The organism is Herbaspirillum sp. NPDC087042, assembly GCF_044745245.1.
Taxonomy (GTDB): Bacteria; Pseudomonadota; Gammaproteobacteria; order Burkholderiales; family Burkholderiaceae_D; genus Herbaspirillum.
Window position 1 is genome coordinate 273160 of record NZ_JBIUZW010000005.1, and the last position, 16315, is coordinate 289474.

Below are 16315 nucleotides of genomic sequence, written 5' to 3' on the forward strand. Positions count from 1 at the left end.
ACGCCGGATCGGTGCGCGCCCCTTGTCTGGGATGCCAGGCCTGAGCCGGCACGGGCTCATCGGGGAGATTGCAAGGACCTCGCCAGCTTGCGCAGGAAGACCTCACAGGCATCCAGTTGGACGATCTCGATGAATTCATCAGGCTTGTGCGCCTGGGCGATATGCCCCGGGCCGCACACGATGGAGGCAATGCCGGCCCGCTGGAACTGGCCTGCCTCGGTGCCATAGGACACCTTGCTGATGGTGGTATCGCCGGTCAGCTCGCGGGCCAGGCGCGTGAGTGCCGCCCGCTCCGATGCTTCCAGTCCGGGGACCGCCGGTCCGGTCTCGATGTCGATGCCGGCGTCCCGGTACTCTGCCTGCATGCGGGGCAGCAGATCGTCACGGATGAATTGTTCGATCTGCTGCTGGAGATGCTCAGGGGATAGCCCCGGCAGATTCCTGAATTCATAATTGAACTCACAGAGTGCGGGAATGGTGTTGACCGCAATGCCGCCCGCAATCTGGTTGGTGGTCAGGGTGCTGAACGGGACGTCGTAGCACTGGTCGTAGGGGCCTTGTGCCTTGAGCTGGTCGGCCAGGTCGCGAATGCGGCAGATCAGTCGCGCCGCATGTTCGATGGCATTGCAACCCTGCGGCGTCAGCGAAGAGTGCGCCGCCTTGCCATGGACGCGGCAGCGAAACAGGTTGGTCCCCTTGTGCGCCACGATCACGCGCATCCCCGTGGGTTCACCGACGATGCAGCCGTCGGCCCGCAGGCCACGTTGTTTGAGGGCGTCCAGCATGACGGCCGCGCCCAGGCATCCCAGTTCCTCATCGTAGGAAAAGGCCAGGTGCAGCGGCTTGCTGCGCTTCATCTGGAGGAACTCGGGGACCATCGCCATGGACGCGGCGATGAAGCCCTTCATGTCGGCGGTGCCGCGCCCGTAGAGCCGGCCCTCCCGCTCGGTGAGCGTGAAGGGATCGGTCGTCCACACCTGGTCATCCACCGGCACCACGTCACTATGTCCGGAGAGGATGATGCCGCCCTGCGTGCTGCCATCCTCGGCCGGCAAGGTGGCAAACAGATTGGCCTTGTCGCCGTCCGGAGAATAGATCAGCTCGGGCTGGAGTCCCTGTGCATGCAATGCATCCCGCATGGCGGCCATCATCGCGAGATTGGAGTGGCGGCTGGTGGTGTCGAAAGACACCAGGGTGTCAAGCCACTGGCGTGTGTTCATGTTCTTCATGGATATCTTGTGCAAAGGGAGGCCGCCGTCATGGACGGCGGCGCAGGATGACGAGGTTCAGGAGGCGGTATGTCCGTTGGGCGCAGGTGAGATCAGTGCTTGAGTCTCCGGGCTGGCGGTCAGGATGCAACCGATGATGCCCATGACGCCGGCGGCCATGGAGTACAGGATCGGTGCCAGCGTGACACCGGTGGACTGGATCAGCCAGGTGACGATGAGCTGGGCAAAGCCGCCAAAGATCATGACGGCGAGGTTGTAGCAGATGGCCAGGCCGGAGGAGCGTACCGCCGTGGGGAACTGCTCGCCCATGGCAGTGGAGAAGGGGCCGAAGTAGCCGCCCAGCAGCAGGCTCAGGACAGTGTAGATCAACAGCAGGTTGGAGAGCGAGGGCGCCGCAGCCACCCAGGAAAACAGCGGATAGATCAACGCCACGAACGGCGTCAGGAACAGGATCATGATGTTGCGTCGGCCGTAGCGGTCTGACAGGGCGCCGGCAATCGGCGCGCTGACGATCAGGCCGAGGATGCCGATGGCCAGGGCCTTGAAGGCATCATGCAGCGGGAAATGGAACTGGCGTGCCAGGAAGGTCGGCATGTAGAAATAGAAGATGTACACCGACGCCGTGACGCAGGTCGTCATGCAGACACTGGCGACCAGGGCGCGGCGATGCCGGGTCAGGGTGCTGCCCAGTGTCGCGTCGGCGGCAGCGGCGCGTGCCTGGACGGATTCCACGGGCTCTTCCAGATAATGACGGATCCACCAGCCCACCGGGACGATCAACAGCCCGACGATGAAGGGCAGGCGCCACATGCCATCGAGCAGTTCACGCTCGCTGAAGAGTTCGGTCAGCAGCAAGCCGGTACCGGCGCCACCCAGGATGGACAGGCCTTGTCCCACCATCTGCCAGGAACCGAAGAAGCCCTTGCGGTGCCGGGGCGCGGACTCGACCAGGAAGGCCGTGGCCGAGGCAAATTCGCCGCCCGTTGCCAGCCCCTGGATGAGGCGCGCGATGACGATCATGATGGGAGCCGCGACACCGATCGTCGCGTAGGATGGCGTGAAGACCATGATCAGCAAGGACAGCCCCATCAGCGCGACGATCAGTTGCAGGGCAGCCTTGCGACCGCGCCTGTCGGCATAGATGCCGATGGCGATCCCGCCCAGCGGACGGGTGACGAAGCCGACACCGAAGGTGGCCAGCGTCAACAGCAAGCCGACATACTCCCCGGCCGATGGAAAGAAGACCTTCGAGATGTAGATGGCCAAGGTGGCGAAGACGGCGAAGTCATACCATTCGAGGGCATTGCCGACGATGGCGGCAGTCAACTGCAACCAGCGCGCCGCTGGCTTCTTTTTCTGGTGTTGCATCACAAAGCTCCCTTTTTATTTCACTGAATTGATTGGATGCTGCTGTCTCGGGCGGCCCCTGGATTGGCCACTTGAGGCGGATGTTATGAATTCAGTTAGTGAATAAAAAGAGATTTATTTTCGCCTTTAGATGCAGAAATGTATTTCATTGCACTGGAATCTGGCGCGCCCGCACCGTGTGATATCGCCCTGCTGGATTGCACTATGAAGGGGGTATTCCGAAATGGTGCGGATACTTGATGGACGGCATCTTTCTGTGTAATTATTGAATCAACATGATTTATAAATGCAAATATTGCATCTGATCTATGTCACTCAACGCCTACCAGATCTTCGTGGCCATTGCCGAAAGAGGGAGTTTCGCGGCGGCCGCGCATCAGCTCAATCTGTCGCCCTCGGCGGTCAGCCATGCGCTGGCTGTCTATGAGGAGGAGCTTGGTTTTACGCTCTTCATGAGGAACCGCAATGGTGTGCGCCTGACCGCCGGTGGCGAGGCATTGTTGCCGACGGTGCGCGAGGTATTGCAGGCCAACGAGAAGCTGGCGCAACTGTCCTCGAAGATGTTTGGCCTGGAAACCGGCAAGGTCCGCATCGGTGCCTTCAGCAGCGTGAGCGTAGCGTGGATTCCGAGCATCGTCCGTTCGTTTTCCGCGCTCTATCCCAACATCGAAGTGGCGATAGAGCAGGGGGGCTATGACGATATCGCTGAATGGATCCTGAAGAACAAGGTCGATCTCGGCTTCGTCACGTTGCCGGCGTCTCCGGGGCTGGACATCACACCGCTCTATGCGGACCCGCTGATGTGCATCGCCCCGCCCGGGTTCGAGCCGAAGAACAAGGCCTACATGACGGTGGAAGAACTCTCGGCGCACAACGTCGTGCTGCAGGGCGAGAGCTATGGCAAGGACACGCAACGCCTGCTGGCCGCCCACAAGGTGTCGGTGAAGTCCAACGTGCGGGCCATCGATGCCGCTACCATTCTTGCGGCAGTCGAGAGCGGGCTGGGGGTGGCCGTGGTCTCGCAACTGGCCTTGCAGAACTATCAGAGTTCGGTGCAGGTGTTCCCCTTCTATCCGGCAGAGAGCCGCGCGATCATCCTGGCCTCGCTCAGCTATGAGGGATTGGCACCGGCGGCCAAGGCCATGCAGAAGCATATCGTCGAGACGGTGGCGGCCTGGGCCAAGCGCAAGCGCTGAGGCGGGGCAGGTGTCACCTCACCGAGCCTGTGACGCATTACGGGCTTGTGCAGCGTAGCCCGGTTCGGCCGGTGGTGGATTCCTGTTTTCATTCGAACAATAGTAAATCGCCTGAGCCTATGGCAGAGGTTCTCGGGAACCACCCGATGTCGTCGGGGCCGGCAAGAAAATAAAGTCTCTTCATACCCGCTGGATATCAACGTTCTCGCACGGGGCGAGGATAGAACAGGGGCACTGGAGAATGAACATGTTTCTTGCCAAGAAAAATCGTTTCGTTTACGCCACCATCACCGCCGTCGTCCTGGCTTCCGCTACCCCGGCGTCCTATGCATCAACGTCGACCAGCTCGCTGACGATTTCCGCTTCTGTGGTGGCGGCCTGCACAGTGCTCGGCTCGGCCATCGCCTTCGGCAGCTACACCCAGACCCTGTCCAACCAGAGCGGCAGCATCACCGTGCTGTGCACCAATGGCACCACCTACAACGTCGGTCTGGATGCCGGCACGGGCAGCGGTTCCACCGTCACCAGCCGCAAGATGACGGCTGTCGGTGGTGGCACCCTGAACTATGCCCTGTACCGTGACTCCGGCTACACCAACAACTGGGGGACGACCATCGGTACCGACACCATGGCCGGCACGGGTAGCGGCTTGACCCAGACCCTGACGGTCTACGGACAGATTCCAGCAGCGCAGACGCCACTGGCCGGTGCTTACTCGGATACGGTGACCGTGACGTTGACCTATTGATGGTGCTGTTCTCCGGTGCAGACGCCATGAAACCAGCGGCGCCGCTCATCGGTTTCAGGCTTCCGAAGGCTACGTCTGCGCACGCGATGCTATTCGTTTAATGACAGTAGCGGAGGAAGCTCCCGATGCGAAAGCGTATTCGCTTCTGTCGGATCCAGTCCCAGGGCTTTGAGAACCAGTTCGCTGGCGTCAGAGCCCGCCTCGCGCCAGGTCTTGTGACCTTCCAGTACGAGCAGCATCGCTCCCAGTACGCTACCGGCTATCATGGATGCAGCCGTCATCACTTGCCCTTCCTGGAAAGTGTAGCGTTCCCTCATCAGTCCGATGCGCAGGTCAATGACTGCGGGGCCAGTCAAGACCTCCCGGAGTGACGCGTCCGTAAATGCAAACCGGATAACGAAACGTCCCCAATTGCTTTCTTCGTAGGCCCGTCGGATAAAGAAACGCATACCGAAGGAAAGCCTCAACGCGGGGTCTTCGATTTCTCCAAAGCTGGTCACGACGCGGCCGTGCATCTCGGCTACCAATTGCGTGGCGACGTCCGCGAACAAGTTCTCTGGCGCCGGAACATTGTTGTACACGGTGCCCCGAGCGACGCCGGCCGCTTGAGCCAGATCACTGATGCTGACTTGATGAGCGCCCTTTTCGGCGAACAGCCGCAACGCTGCCGCATAGATGCGTTTCAATGCGGGATTTCCAGATTCCATTCATCACCTTTTTGACATTGCGGGAAATTATTGGACATGAGTGTTCATAAATCAAGGTCACCGCTGGTGCATCGCACCATCATCTTCTGTTGAAATAATTGAACACTTAAGTATTATATTGATCACTAGTGTTCAATTTGTGGGGTAAAAATGTCCATTCTGCAGGGCAGAATAGATGTACATCATCATTTGATTCCGCCAGCGCTTTCTCAGACGTTCACGCGACTGGGGATCGAAAAGGTCGCGGGCGCTCCGCTGCCGGCCTGGAGCCCGCGCAAGTCCATTGACGTGATGGATGGCAACGGCATTCAAGTTGCGCTGCTGTCGGTCTCATCTCCAGGTACCTACTTCGGTGACATTGCAGCGGCTCGCACGCTCTCGCGGTCATGCAATGAATACGTGGCCGACGTAAAAAGTGCCAATCCTGGTCGCTTCGGGCATTTTGCGGTGCTGCCCATGCCCTTTACACAATGGGCATGTGAGGAAGCCATTTTTGCGCTCGACGTGCTGAAGGCCGAAGGCATTGTCTTGATGGGTAGCTCCGATGGCCGCTTCCTGGGGGATCCCAGCTTTGACGAGTTGATGGCGGAACTCGACCGACGGCAGGCAACTGTCTTTCTGCATCCGAATCTGCATGCAAGCAGTGAGCAACTGGGATTGGTGGCGCCAGGCTTTTTCATGGAATTTCTATGCGACACAACGCGCGCTGCACTCAATCTGATCTTCACCGGCACGATGGAACGCTATCCCGGTATCAAATGGATCCTGGCGCATGCGGGCGGCTTCTTGCCCTATATCGCCTGGCGGGCGTCGCTGGCCAACATGATTGCGGAACTCAGCGGAAAAATGCCACAGGGCGTGTTGACCTATTTGCGTCGCTTCTATTTCGATACTGCCTTGTCGCCGGCGGACTACTCCATGGCAGCACTGAAGCAACTGGTCGACCCTACCCACATACTCTTCGGTAGCGACTTCCCATTTGCGCCGGCCCCGGTGACGACGATGCAGAGCCAGACGCTTCAGCAATCGAGCATGTGGTCCGACGAAGTCAAATATGGAATCAATCGTGGTCATGCATTGAGTCTCTTCCCGCAATTCAGGCAGGCGGACGAAACGGTCGTGGCCTCACCGGTCTATCGACGCGAGTCCCTGGGGCACTACGTGCGACGTACGGCGGCACTTCCGCTTGGAATGCTGGCGAACCATCTACGCAACCGCTGAGGCATCGACGGTCGCGCCCAGGAGCAACGTGACCGGGCTGATCTGGATTCATCCAGGATCCTTGAATTAAAGCTTTTTGTACGAAAAGAGAGGTACGGGCCTCAGGCATCCGTAGGGATGCGGCTTGCCTGAATAAATGTCTGCCGGAGACACGGCGACAAACATAAATAAAGAGGAGACAAGCATGTTGAGAAATTCTTGTGTAGTGCGAATCGGACTGGTTGCTGCAGCGGTCCTGGAGTCCCACCTTGCCTTTGCATCAGGCTATCAGTTCGCCACCCAGAGTGCCCTGGACCAGGGCACATCCGGTGCTGGCGCCGCTGAAGCGGCGACCGCCTCGACTCTCTATTCCAATCCGGCAGGTCTGAGCAATGTTGACGGCACGAGTGCAACCATCAATTTCACCCGTGTCGCACCGCAGTCCGGCTTCAGTTTCGACACGGCACGTACAGGCAATCCCGCCACACCCACGAACGTTCCCTCCGCGAGCAATGGTGGCGATTTCGCCAAGAGCGTTCTCATCCCCACGGGTTACATCTCCAGGAGGCTCGATGAACGATACACGATCGGTCTTGGGGTGTTCGTACCGTATGGCGCCAAGGCCGCGTTCGACAATGATTTTGCGGGGAGATACTACACCCGCGCGACCGATATGAAATCCGTCAACATCAACCCGAGCATCGCCATCAAGCTCAATGACAGCAATAGCATCGGGTTCGGGATTTCCGCGCAGTACATGGATGCCTCCTTCGACAAGAACTTCAACATGCAGAGCATGGCGGTTGGGGCCTGCCTCTCCTCGTTGGGAGCAGCGTGCTCGGGGGCGACACTTGCAGCGGTCTCCAGTGCCTATGGCCCAATCAGCGATGCCACGGTGCATGTGACAGGCAGCGACTGGGGGATGGGCTATAACCTCGGCTACATGTACCAGCCTGACCGGGATACGCGCATTGGTCTGGCCTACCGTTCCAGGATCACGCAAAAACTCACCGGGACTGCCGCATTCAGCGTACCGAATTTGCCAACGGCAGGCGCTCTGGCGAGCTTGAGCGCCGGCATGCAAGCCGCACTGGTATCCGCGGGGGCGACCGTGGCCGTGACTACCCCGGCGACCCTGTCGCTGCATGGATATAAGCACTTCAAGGGCCCCTGGGCCATCATGGGCGATATTACCTGGACGAGTCACAGCGACCTGCAGACGCTCAGCATCAAGAGCCCCACCTCGACCGATCCAAATCGCAACATCACCTACTCCACCAAATGGGGCAATGCCTACAAGTTCTCCGTAGGCGCGAGCTACGACGTCAGTGACCGGTTCACCGTCCGCGGCGGCTACATGTATGACAAATCTCCCGTCCCAGGTGCTGACTACGCCCTGACGACCATGCCGGACGCTGATCGTCAGTGGTTTTCGATCGGTGCCACCTACAAGCTGAGTGAAAACAATAGCGTGGATGTCGCCTACAGCTATATCAAATTGAAACCCGCTTCGATCAATCGTACTGACGATGACTACATTGCCTCAAATGGCACGCCAGGTGTTCTTGTTGGCCAGTATTCGAGCAGGGCGCAGGTGTTCGGAATTCAATACAACCATAAATTTTGACTCCATATGAAATCAGAGCAAGCAGGCCTCATGAACAGCGCCTCAGGCGATTGTGTTGCGCGATCACGCTACGTGCAGGTAGCGCACCGCTCCATCCATGTGAGCGAATGCGGCCAGGGGCATCCCCTGCTGCTGTTGCACGGAGGTGGCCCCGGAGCATCCGGCTTGTCCAACTACGGGCGCAATTACCAGGCACTGGCCAGGAACTTTCGGGTCATCGTGGCAGATATGCCGGGTTACGGAAAATCAAGCAAGGGAATCAGTCGCAGCGATCCGTTCGGCGATCTCGCCACCAGCATGCTGGCGTTGCTTGAGGCACTGGATTGTCCGCAGGCGCACGTGGTAGGCAACTCACTGGGTGGGGCGTGTGGTCTGCGCATGGCGCTGGAGGCACCGGAGAGAATAAGTGCCCTGGTGCTGATGGGGCCGGGGGGAATCAATACCACCCGCAGCCTGCCCACAAAAGGCTTGAATCTCCTGTTGAACTACTACGCCGGAAAAGGCCCCAGCCGTGAAAAGATCACGCGATTTCTACGTGAATACCTGGTCTACGATGGCAGCACAGTCAGTGACGCAGCCATCGAGGAACGCTACCAGGCAAGTATCGATGCCCAGGTCATGGCAGCGCCTCCCTTGCGCCGGCCCAATGGCCTGCGGTCGGCGCTGCGCATGGATTTGACGCGCGACCGGCGTCTACGGCACCTGGATACTCCCACGCTGGTACTTTGGGGGGCAGATGACAAGGTCAATCGTCCCAGCGGCGGCATGACACTGAAATGCGCAATGCCCAACTGCGACCTATACCTGTTTTCCCGTACCGGGCACTGGGTTCAATGGGAACGCGCCGAAATGTTCAATGCCGTCGTGAGCAGTTACCTGCTGCAACATAGCCCGTCCAAGGCCGGCCATGAGAATTGACGCGGCTGCTGTTGATCGCATGGATCTGTTCGGTGCCAGCAGCATGGGTTACGTGATGATCGAGTCTGAACACCTTGAGCGGTGGCGTGAGCTGATGCAGAAGGGATTGGGCATGCATCTGTCCGATGACGGGTCGGACATGCTGGCATTGCGCGTTGATGCTCATCGCCGGCGCATCGTGATACGACGTGGTCCGGCCGAGGATGTCGTTGCCATCGGTTGGCAATTGCGCGACACGAAGGCGCTCGAAGAAGTACGGGCACGGCTCTGTCGATGCGCCATCGCATTGGAGCGTGGCAGTCATCAGGAGGCGATGCAACGTTCCGTCGGTGCATTCTGGCGCCTGGTGGGTCCCAAGGAAATGGCCATTGAATTGTTCATCGAAGCCGATCTCTCCACGCAGCCATTGGCGATGCTCAATCCGGGCTTTGTCACCGGGGCATCGGGACTCGGCCACGTTGCCATCACCAGCCGTCGCCCGGTGCAAATGCGCTCGTTCTGGGAGGAATTCTTCGATGCGCGCTATAGCGACACGATCGATGAGCGAATTGCCGGCGTGGACCTGCGTGTCGAATTCCTGAGAGTGAACGAACGGCACCATTCCATTGCCATCGCCAATGTGAGGACCTTGCCGATTGATCCGATCCGGACTTGCATACAGCACGTGAGCTTCCTGACGACCACGTTGGACGGTCTGACGGAGGCCTTGCAGAGGTGCCGGTCACTGGGCTTCGACATCGCTCATGAGATTGGCCAACATCCGAATGACAGGGAAATCTCGTTCTACGTCATGACGCCATCGGGTTTCGAAATAGAGCTGGGCTACAACGCCCTGACTGTCGATGAAGCCACATGGAAACCCGCGCAGCATCAGGGCATAAGTCTGTGGGGACATCGCCCCGAGAAATCCGGATGGAAGGCCATCTTGTGGGGAAATGCTCTTAACTTCCTGCGAGGGCTGCAGTCACTTCGCAAGCGTGAATACTGTCCAATCGAAGAAGCCGGAAAGGCAGAAAATGAAAAAAACTGATTTCGATGTCGCCATCGTCGGCCTTGGGCCGACCGGATCTGTTTTGGCGCACCTGCTGGGAATGCGGGGAATCTCTGTACTGGTCCTGGAGAAAGAGCCCACGTTCTATGGGAATGCCCGTGCAGTCTATACCGATGATGAGTGCATGCGCATCTTCCAGTCCATGCATGTTGCCGACCAGCTCGGAGAAGACATGCAGCGAGATACGATGGTGCAACTGGTATTGGCCAACGGCCGCAAGCTGATGCAATACTGGTCGCCAGATCGGTCCAATGGCTGGCCGGTGTCCAATTTCCTTTACCAGCCTGCATTGGAAACAAAGCTCGCCGAGCTTCTCTCTCGTTACCCGCACGTCAAGGTCATGCGCGCAAGAGAAGTGACTGACTTTGATCAAGATGAACTCGGCGTGAGCGTGACGCACAAGGAAAGTTCCGGCGTCGCGATGGATGGCAGTGATCATCTGCGCACCGGGAACGAGGGGCAGGAAGACCTGCAGACGATACGCGTGAGCTATCTGGTCGGTGCCGATGGCGGGCGCAGTACCGTACGCGAAAAACTCGGTATTGGCATGGCGGGAAAGAAATTTCCCCAGCCATGGCTGGTGGTCGATCTGGAGGTCAAGGAGGGAACGAACGCCCTGCGTCATCAGCCTTATTTTCAGTTCGTGTGCGATCCCCATTGCCCCACGGTGAACTGCACGCAACCTTATCCCTATCATCGCTTTGAATTCATGATGATGCGAGGGCAGACCAAGACGGAAATGGAAGATGACGAAACAATCCGTCGATTGATCTCCCGCTATGTCGATCCGGATTCTTTCGACATCAGGCGAAAACTGGTCTACACCTTCAATGCATTGGTTGCACACGAATGGAGGAAAGGACGAGTCCTGCTGGCTGGCGACGCCGCCCATATGACGCCGCAATTCATTGGGCAAGGGATGAGTGCCGGTATCCGCGATGCAGCCAATCTGGCCTGGAAACTGGCTGCGGTGTTGCAAGGTAACGCCGGGGAGCAGTTGCTGGAGAGCTATCGCAGCGAACGCAGTCCCCATGTCAGATCGATGATACGGCTTGCGGTCATGATCAAGGACGCCGTTTCCATCTCGAATCCCGTCTTGGGTTTTCTTCGCAATCTATCCCTGTATGTCGGAACACGCATGCCGGGGTTCTCACGCTATATGCGTCAAGGTGGCCCCAAGCCAAAGCCGCGCTACAAGCGCGGTAGCTATCTTGGCCTGGACCGGGGCTGGCGCAGAGCGGGCGCGGGAACCCTTGTTCCACAGCCGCTGGTCCGCAATTTTGACGGGAAGGAATTCCGGCTGGATGACGTCATCGGAAATGGCTTTTCGATCATCGCACTGAATGGAAATCCCTATGCACAGATCTCATCCGAATCGATCGAATTTCTCGACAGGAATACGACGACATACGTTTCGCTGTATCCGCTGGGTGGACGCCCGCAAGGCCAGTTGGTCAATGAACATGTCGGTGACGTACTGGAATTGGAAGACATCAATGGCCTGATGATTCAATGGTTTAGACGATCCGGCTTTGTTGGCAAGGCCGTTGCAATAGTACGTCCAGATCGGTTTGCCTTCGCCGTCGTGAGGCCGGACGAGATCGAGATGGCCGTCAATGCCCTGCGCAAACAGATGCTTGGTGAGGGTGGGAGACTTCGTGGCACGCAAGGTGCCCACGATAGCCAATATCATGGAAGGAGGCAGCCATGACGCTGCAAGCGACCATTGATGATCGTATTCGCGGCGCCGCCCTCGCCCTGCGCAATGCCAGGGAGTCCCGACGCCCATGTCCACGCATCTCTGATGCATTCGGCATCCGATCCGCGCAAGAAGCCTATCTGGTTCAGGAATTGAATACCCAACGCGCCCTGCAGCAGGGGAGGCGATTGTCCGGGCGGAAAATCGGTCTGACATCACTGGCGGTGCAGCAACAGCTGGGCGTGGACCAGCCGGACTTTGGCATGTTGTTCGTGGACATGGAAATCAAGGAGGGGGGAGGGATTTCCATGTCCCGGCTGATTCAACCAAAGGTGGAGGGTGAAATCGCATTCGTCCTTGGTCGGGATATCTTGTCCGAGGACGTCTCGATGACCGAGTTGGTGCATTCCATCGACTACCTGCTGCCGGCAATGGAGATTGTCGACTCTGCCATCGAGGGTTGGAATATTTCCCTCATCGATACGGTGGCAGACAACGCCTCCTCGGCCCTCTATGTCCTGGGCAAGCGCCCGATGACTCTTCGGGATATCGATCTCCAGACGGAAGGGATGATGCTCAGGAAGAATCAGCAAATCGTTTCCACGGGAACGGGCGCAGCCTGTCTTGGTAATCCCCTAAATGCCTGCCTTTGGCTGGCAAGAACAATGGTTGCAGTGGGCAAGCCCTTGCTTGCTGGTGAGGTGCTGTTGTCAGGGGCCCTCGGACCGATGACGCCTGTTGCGTCCGGAGACGCATTGCATCTCAAGCTAAGCCGCTTGGGGGATGTCTCATGCCGGTTCACTTGAGTCACTGACGATCCCCTGCCAAGTCCAGTCGAGTGCGCGGGATGTGGCATTGACCTGATCGCAGTACCGACGCTGATCCGTGATGGAGTATTTTCGCAAAAAATATATATCTCAATATGTGAGATTTATATTCATATTTTGAGGTTGTAGTGGTGCTTTGCTAGCATGTGGCCATGCAATCGGATGTCCCGAGACACACGTTTTATCTGCATATGAAAAAAGGCATTGCCGGCCTGCATCCCCGCTTTCACCGCGCAAGAATGCCTCGCGATTCACTACCACCCAGGAGATAAGCATCGTGCAAGACAGCGAGAAAATTGGCGTAGCCATCATCGGATCCGGCAATATCGGAACCGACCTGATGATCAAGATCCTCCGGCATGGAAAGGCCCTGAAAATGGTCGCCATGGTCGGCATCGATCCAAAGTCCGAGGGACTTGAGCGCGCAAGGCGCATGGGCGTGGAGACGACGTCGGACGGCCTTGAAGGTCTGTTGCGGCTGCCTGCATTCAACGATATCCGTATCGTCTTCGATGCCACTTCAGCAGGGGCGCATCAGCATCACAATGAAGTTCTTCAGGCGCATGGCGTGCGCGTCATCGATCTCACGCCCGCCGCCATTGGCCCGTACGTCATCCCCTCCATCAACCTGGATGCCGAGTTGGCAGCACCCAATATCAACATGGTGACTTGCGGTGGTCAGGCCACGATTCCCATCGTGGCCGCCGTCAATCGCATCACCAAAGTGCATTACGCCGAAATCATCGCTTCCATCTCCAGCAAATCGGCCGGCCCCGGGACGAGGGCCAATATCGATGAATTCACCGAGACCACCTCGCGCGCCATTGAAGTCCTTGGCGGAGCTGAAAAAGGGAAAGCCATCATCATCCTGAATCCGGCCGAACCGCCACTGATCATGCGCGACACCGTATTCACGCTCACCGATCTGTCGCACAAGGAGTCGATCGAGGACAGCATCATGCTGATGATCGAGAAGGTTCGAAGCTATGTACCCGGCTATCGGCTCAAACAGCGGGTCCAGTTCGATGAAATCGATGCGTCGACGCCGATGAACGTACCAGGACTGGGATTGCGTTCCGGGCTGAAGACCTCGGTGTATCTGGAGGTGGAAGGTGCAGCCCATTACTTGCCGGCCTATGCCGGCAATCTGGACATCATGACGTCGGCAGCGATGGCCTGTGCAGAACGAGTGGCAGGCGCGCTGGCAGCAGTGGCCGCATAAGGGAGAGAGAAATGAACGAATCCAGGAAACTTTACATTTCGGACGTGACGCTGCGAGACGGCAGCCACGCTGTGCGCCACCAATACAGTATCGAGAATGTTCGGAAGATCGCGGCGGCGCTTGATCAGGCCGGTGTCGATTCCATCGAGGTGGCGCACGGCGACGGCTTGTCCGGCAGCAGCTTCAACTACGGATTTGGCGCACATGGCGACGTGTCATGGATCGCAGCCGCGGCCGAGTCGGTGCAGACGGCAAAGATTGCGACCTTGTTGATTCCCGGCATCGGGACAGTACATGATCTGCGCAACGCCTATGACGCGGGAGCGCGCGTGGTACGCGTGGCGACACATTGCACCGAAGCGGATGTGTCGCGCCAGCACATCGCCGCTGCCCGTGAACTGGGGATGGACAGCGTCGGCTTCCTGATGATGAGCCACCTGACCACGCCGCAGGAGCTGGGCAAGCAAGCCAAGCTGATGGAGCAATACGGTGCAAGCTGCGTGTATGTGGTCGACTCCGGCGGCGCCCTGACCATGGACGGTGTGCGCGACCGCTTCCGGGCACTGCGGGACGTGCTCAAGCCCGAGACGGAGCTGGGGATGCATGCACACCACAATCTCAGCCTGGGGGTGGCCAATTCCGTCGTGGCAGTGGAAGAAGGCTGCTATCGCGTCGATGCCAGTCTTGCGGGGATGGGGGCAGGTGCAGGCAACGCCCCCCTGGAAGTGTTCATCGCGGTTGCCGAGCGGATGGGCTGGAACCATGGCTGCGACCTGTTCGCTCTGATGAATGCGGCCGATGACATTGTGCGCCCTCTGCAGGACCGGCCAGTACGTGTGGACCGCGAAACACTGGCGCTTGGTTATGCCGGTGTCTATTCGAGCTTCCTGCGTCATGCCGAGGCGGCCAGCCGGAAATATGGCGTCAATGCCGTCGACATCCTGGTTGAGCTTGGCCGCCGGAGAATGGTGGGCGGGCAGGAAGACATGATCGTTGACGTGGCGCTCGACCTGGCCCGCTGATCGGTCAGGACAATAAAAAAACGCGGGCGGCCCTGGCCGAACCGCGTCCCGCGCATGCACCTGCGCCTCAAATGAAAAATACAAGACTAGGGACATATGGAGACTCTCATCGTATTGGCCGCGCTGGCCTTTCTCGTGCTGATGGCCTATCGCGGCTTCAGCGTCATCATCTTCGCACCGCTGGCGGCACTGGCCGCAGTCCTGCTGACGGAGCCGGCGGCGATCGCCCCGGTGTACTCGGCCATCTTCATGGAAAAGATGGTGGTGTTCATCAAATCGTTCTTCCCGGTCTTCCTGTTGGGGGCCTTGTTCGGCAAGGTCATTGAAATGTCCGGCAACGCCAGGGCGATCAGTGCCTCGGTGATTCGCCTGGTCGGAGAAAAACGCGCAATGCTTGTGATCGTCATCGTGTGTGCATTGCTCACCTATGGTGGCGTGTCGCTTAACGTGGTGGTCTTCGCGGTCTATCCGTTTGCGGCGGAGATGTTTCGCCAGGGCCATATTCCCAAGCGCCTGATCCCGGGCACCATTGCACTGGGTGCATTCACCTTCACGATGGATTCCTTCCCGGGTAGCCCGCAGGTACAGAACATCATCCCTACCACGTTCTTCAAGACCGATACCTGGGCGGCACCGTGGCTGGGCTTCATCGGTGGCATCGCCATCTTCATCGCCGGCATGCTGTACCTGGAGAGCCGTCGGCGCGCCGCGATAGCAAGGCAGGAAGGGTATGGTAGCGGCCATATCAATGAGCCGGCAGAGTTCGGTCTGGCCGGTGCGCTGCCGCATCCGCTGGTGGCCTTGCTGCCGCTGGTGCTGGTGTGCGTTCTGAACTACGTGTTCGGTAAATGGATCCCCATCTGGTACGGCGCTGGCCAATATCAGATCGGACTGGCCGGCCTGAAAGCGCCGATGGTGGTCGACGTGGCGCAGGCCGCACCGGTTTGGGGTGTCGAAGCCGCATTGCTGGTGGGGATCGCTACGGTCATGATCAGCAGCTGGCGCACGGTCATCGGCAAGTTTGCCGAAGGCAGCAAGCAGGCAGTCAGCGGGGCGATGCTGGCTGCCGTGAATAGCGCATCCGAGTTCGGATTCGGTGCAGTAGTGGCGGCATTGCCGGGTTTTGTCATCGCGGCCAAGGCATTGCAGGCGATTCCCAATCCATTGATCAATGAAGCGGTGTCGATCACGACACTCGCAGCATTGACGGGATCGGCAATCGGTGGCCTCAGCATTGCCCTGGGCGCCATGGCGGACAACTTCATTGCGGCCGCTCATGCGGCGAATATTCCGCTGGAAGTTTTCCACCGTATCGCTTCCATGGCCAGCGGTGGCATGGATACCTTGCCGCACAATGGCGCCGTGATTACCTTGCTCACGGTAACCGGTCTGAGTCATCGGCAATCCTACAAGGATATCTTTGCGATCACCATCATCAAGACCATCGCTTGTGCCTTCGTCATTGCCCTGTTCTTCATGACCGGAATAGTCTGACGCCCTG

The 16315-nt window shown here is 58.6% G+C and carries 14 protein-coding genes; 11 read left to right on the plus strand and 3 right to left on the minus strand.

All coding sequences use genetic code 11. The annotated features are described in order from the left end of the window. Positions 1 to 56: 56 nt before the first annotated feature. Positions 57 to 1220, minus strand: coding sequence for an acetylornithine deacetylase (gene argE, locus ACIPHN_RS09800; protein WP_400435706.1), 1164 nt, complete (start codon positions 1218 to 1220; stop codon positions 57 to 59). Positions 1221 to 1286: 66 nt separating this feature from the next. Then, a complete protein-coding gene (locus ACIPHN_RS09805; RefSeq protein WP_400435654.1) occupies positions 1287 to 2597 on the minus strand; it encodes an MFS transporter in 1311 nt (436 codons plus the stop codon). A gap of 308 nt (positions 2598 to 2905) precedes the next feature. On the opposite strand from ACIPHN_RS09805, the gene ACIPHN_RS09810 reads away from it, so the two are divergent. Next, entirely contained in the window at positions 2906 to 3793 is an 888-nt protein-coding gene (locus ACIPHN_RS09810; RefSeq protein ID WP_400435656.1) for a LysR family transcriptional regulator, read from the plus strand. A 247-nt stretch (positions 3794 to 4040) separates the two neighbouring features. Beyond that, complete coding sequence (locus ACIPHN_RS09815; protein WP_400435658.1) at positions 4041 to 4541, plus strand: spore coat U domain-containing protein; 501 nt, start codon at positions 4041 to 4043, stop codon at positions 4539 to 4541. 89 nt (positions 4542 to 4630) lie between these two features. Here ACIPHN_RS09815 and ACIPHN_RS09820 read toward each other — a convergent pair whose 3' ends face one another. After that, positions 4631 to 5227 (minus strand): TetR/AcrR family transcriptional regulator, encoded by a 597-nt coding sequence (locus tag ACIPHN_RS09820; protein ID WP_400435659.1) that lies wholly within the window; start codon positions 5225 to 5227, stop codon positions 4631 to 4633. Positions 5228 to 5398: 171 nt separating this feature from the next. Here ACIPHN_RS09820 and ACIPHN_RS09825 point away from each other — a divergent pair, with 171 nt between their 5' ends. From ACIPHN_RS09825 to ACIPHN_RS09865, 9 genes are all read left to right on the plus strand, one after another. After that, on the plus strand, positions 5399 to 6469 hold the full coding sequence (locus tag ACIPHN_RS09825; protein WP_400435660.1) for an amidohydrolase family protein: 1071 nt from the start codon (positions 5399 to 5401) through the stop codon (positions 6467 to 6469). A 184-nt stretch (positions 6470 to 6653) separates the two neighbouring features. Then, the gene (locus ACIPHN_RS09830) at positions 6654 to 8075 is read left to right on the plus strand and encodes an OmpP1/FadL family transporter (protein ID WP_400435662.1); all 1422 of its coding nucleotides are present in this window, start codon (positions 6654 to 6656) and stop codon (positions 8073 to 8075) included. Between the two features lie 30 nt (positions 8076 to 8105). Then, entirely contained in the window at positions 8106 to 8993 is an 888-nt protein-coding gene (locus tag ACIPHN_RS09835; RefSeq protein ID WP_400435664.1) for an alpha/beta fold hydrolase, read from the plus strand. Further along, positions 8983 to 10023: a VOC family protein gene (locus tag ACIPHN_RS09840; RefSeq protein WP_400435666.1), complete on the plus strand. Its 1041-nt coding sequence runs from the start codon at positions 8983 to 8985 to the stop codon at positions 10021 to 10023. The genes ACIPHN_RS09835 and ACIPHN_RS09840 overlap by 11 nt, the downstream gene beginning before the upstream one ends. Next, on the plus strand, positions 10010 to 11755 hold the full coding sequence (locus ACIPHN_RS09845) for a bifunctional 3-(3-hydroxy-phenyl)propionate/3-hydroxycinnamic acid hydroxylase (RefSeq protein WP_400435667.1): 1746 nt from the start codon (positions 10010 to 10012) through the stop codon (positions 11753 to 11755). Before ACIPHN_RS09840 ends, ACIPHN_RS09845 begins: the two co-directional genes overlap by 14 nt. After that, positions 11752 to 12549 carry a 2-keto-4-pentenoate hydratase gene (locus ACIPHN_RS09850; protein ID WP_400435669.1) on the plus strand — a complete coding sequence of 266 codons (798 nt, stop codon included), beginning with the start codon at positions 11752 to 11754 and terminating at the stop codon, positions 12547 to 12549. The genes ACIPHN_RS09845 and ACIPHN_RS09850 overlap by 4 nt, the downstream gene beginning before the upstream one ends. 298 nt (positions 12550 to 12847) lie before the next feature. Continuing rightward, on the plus strand, positions 12848 to 13792 hold the full coding sequence (locus ACIPHN_RS09855; RefSeq protein ID WP_400435670.1) for an acetaldehyde dehydrogenase (acetylating): 945 nt from the start codon (positions 12848 to 12850) through the stop codon (positions 13790 to 13792). Positions 13793 to 13803: 11 nt separating this feature from the next. Then, positions 13804 to 14814, plus strand: a complete 1011-nt coding sequence (gene dmpG / locus ACIPHN_RS09860; protein ID WP_400435672.1) for a 4-hydroxy-2-oxovalerate aldolase — start codon at positions 13804 to 13806, stop codon at positions 14812 to 14814. Positions 14815 to 14910: 96 nt separating this feature from the next. Next, complete coding sequence (locus ACIPHN_RS09865) at positions 14911 to 16308, plus strand: GntP family permease (RefSeq protein ID WP_400435674.1); 1398 nt, start codon at positions 14911 to 14913, stop codon at positions 16306 to 16308. Positions 16309 to 16315: the final 7 nt, after the last annotated feature.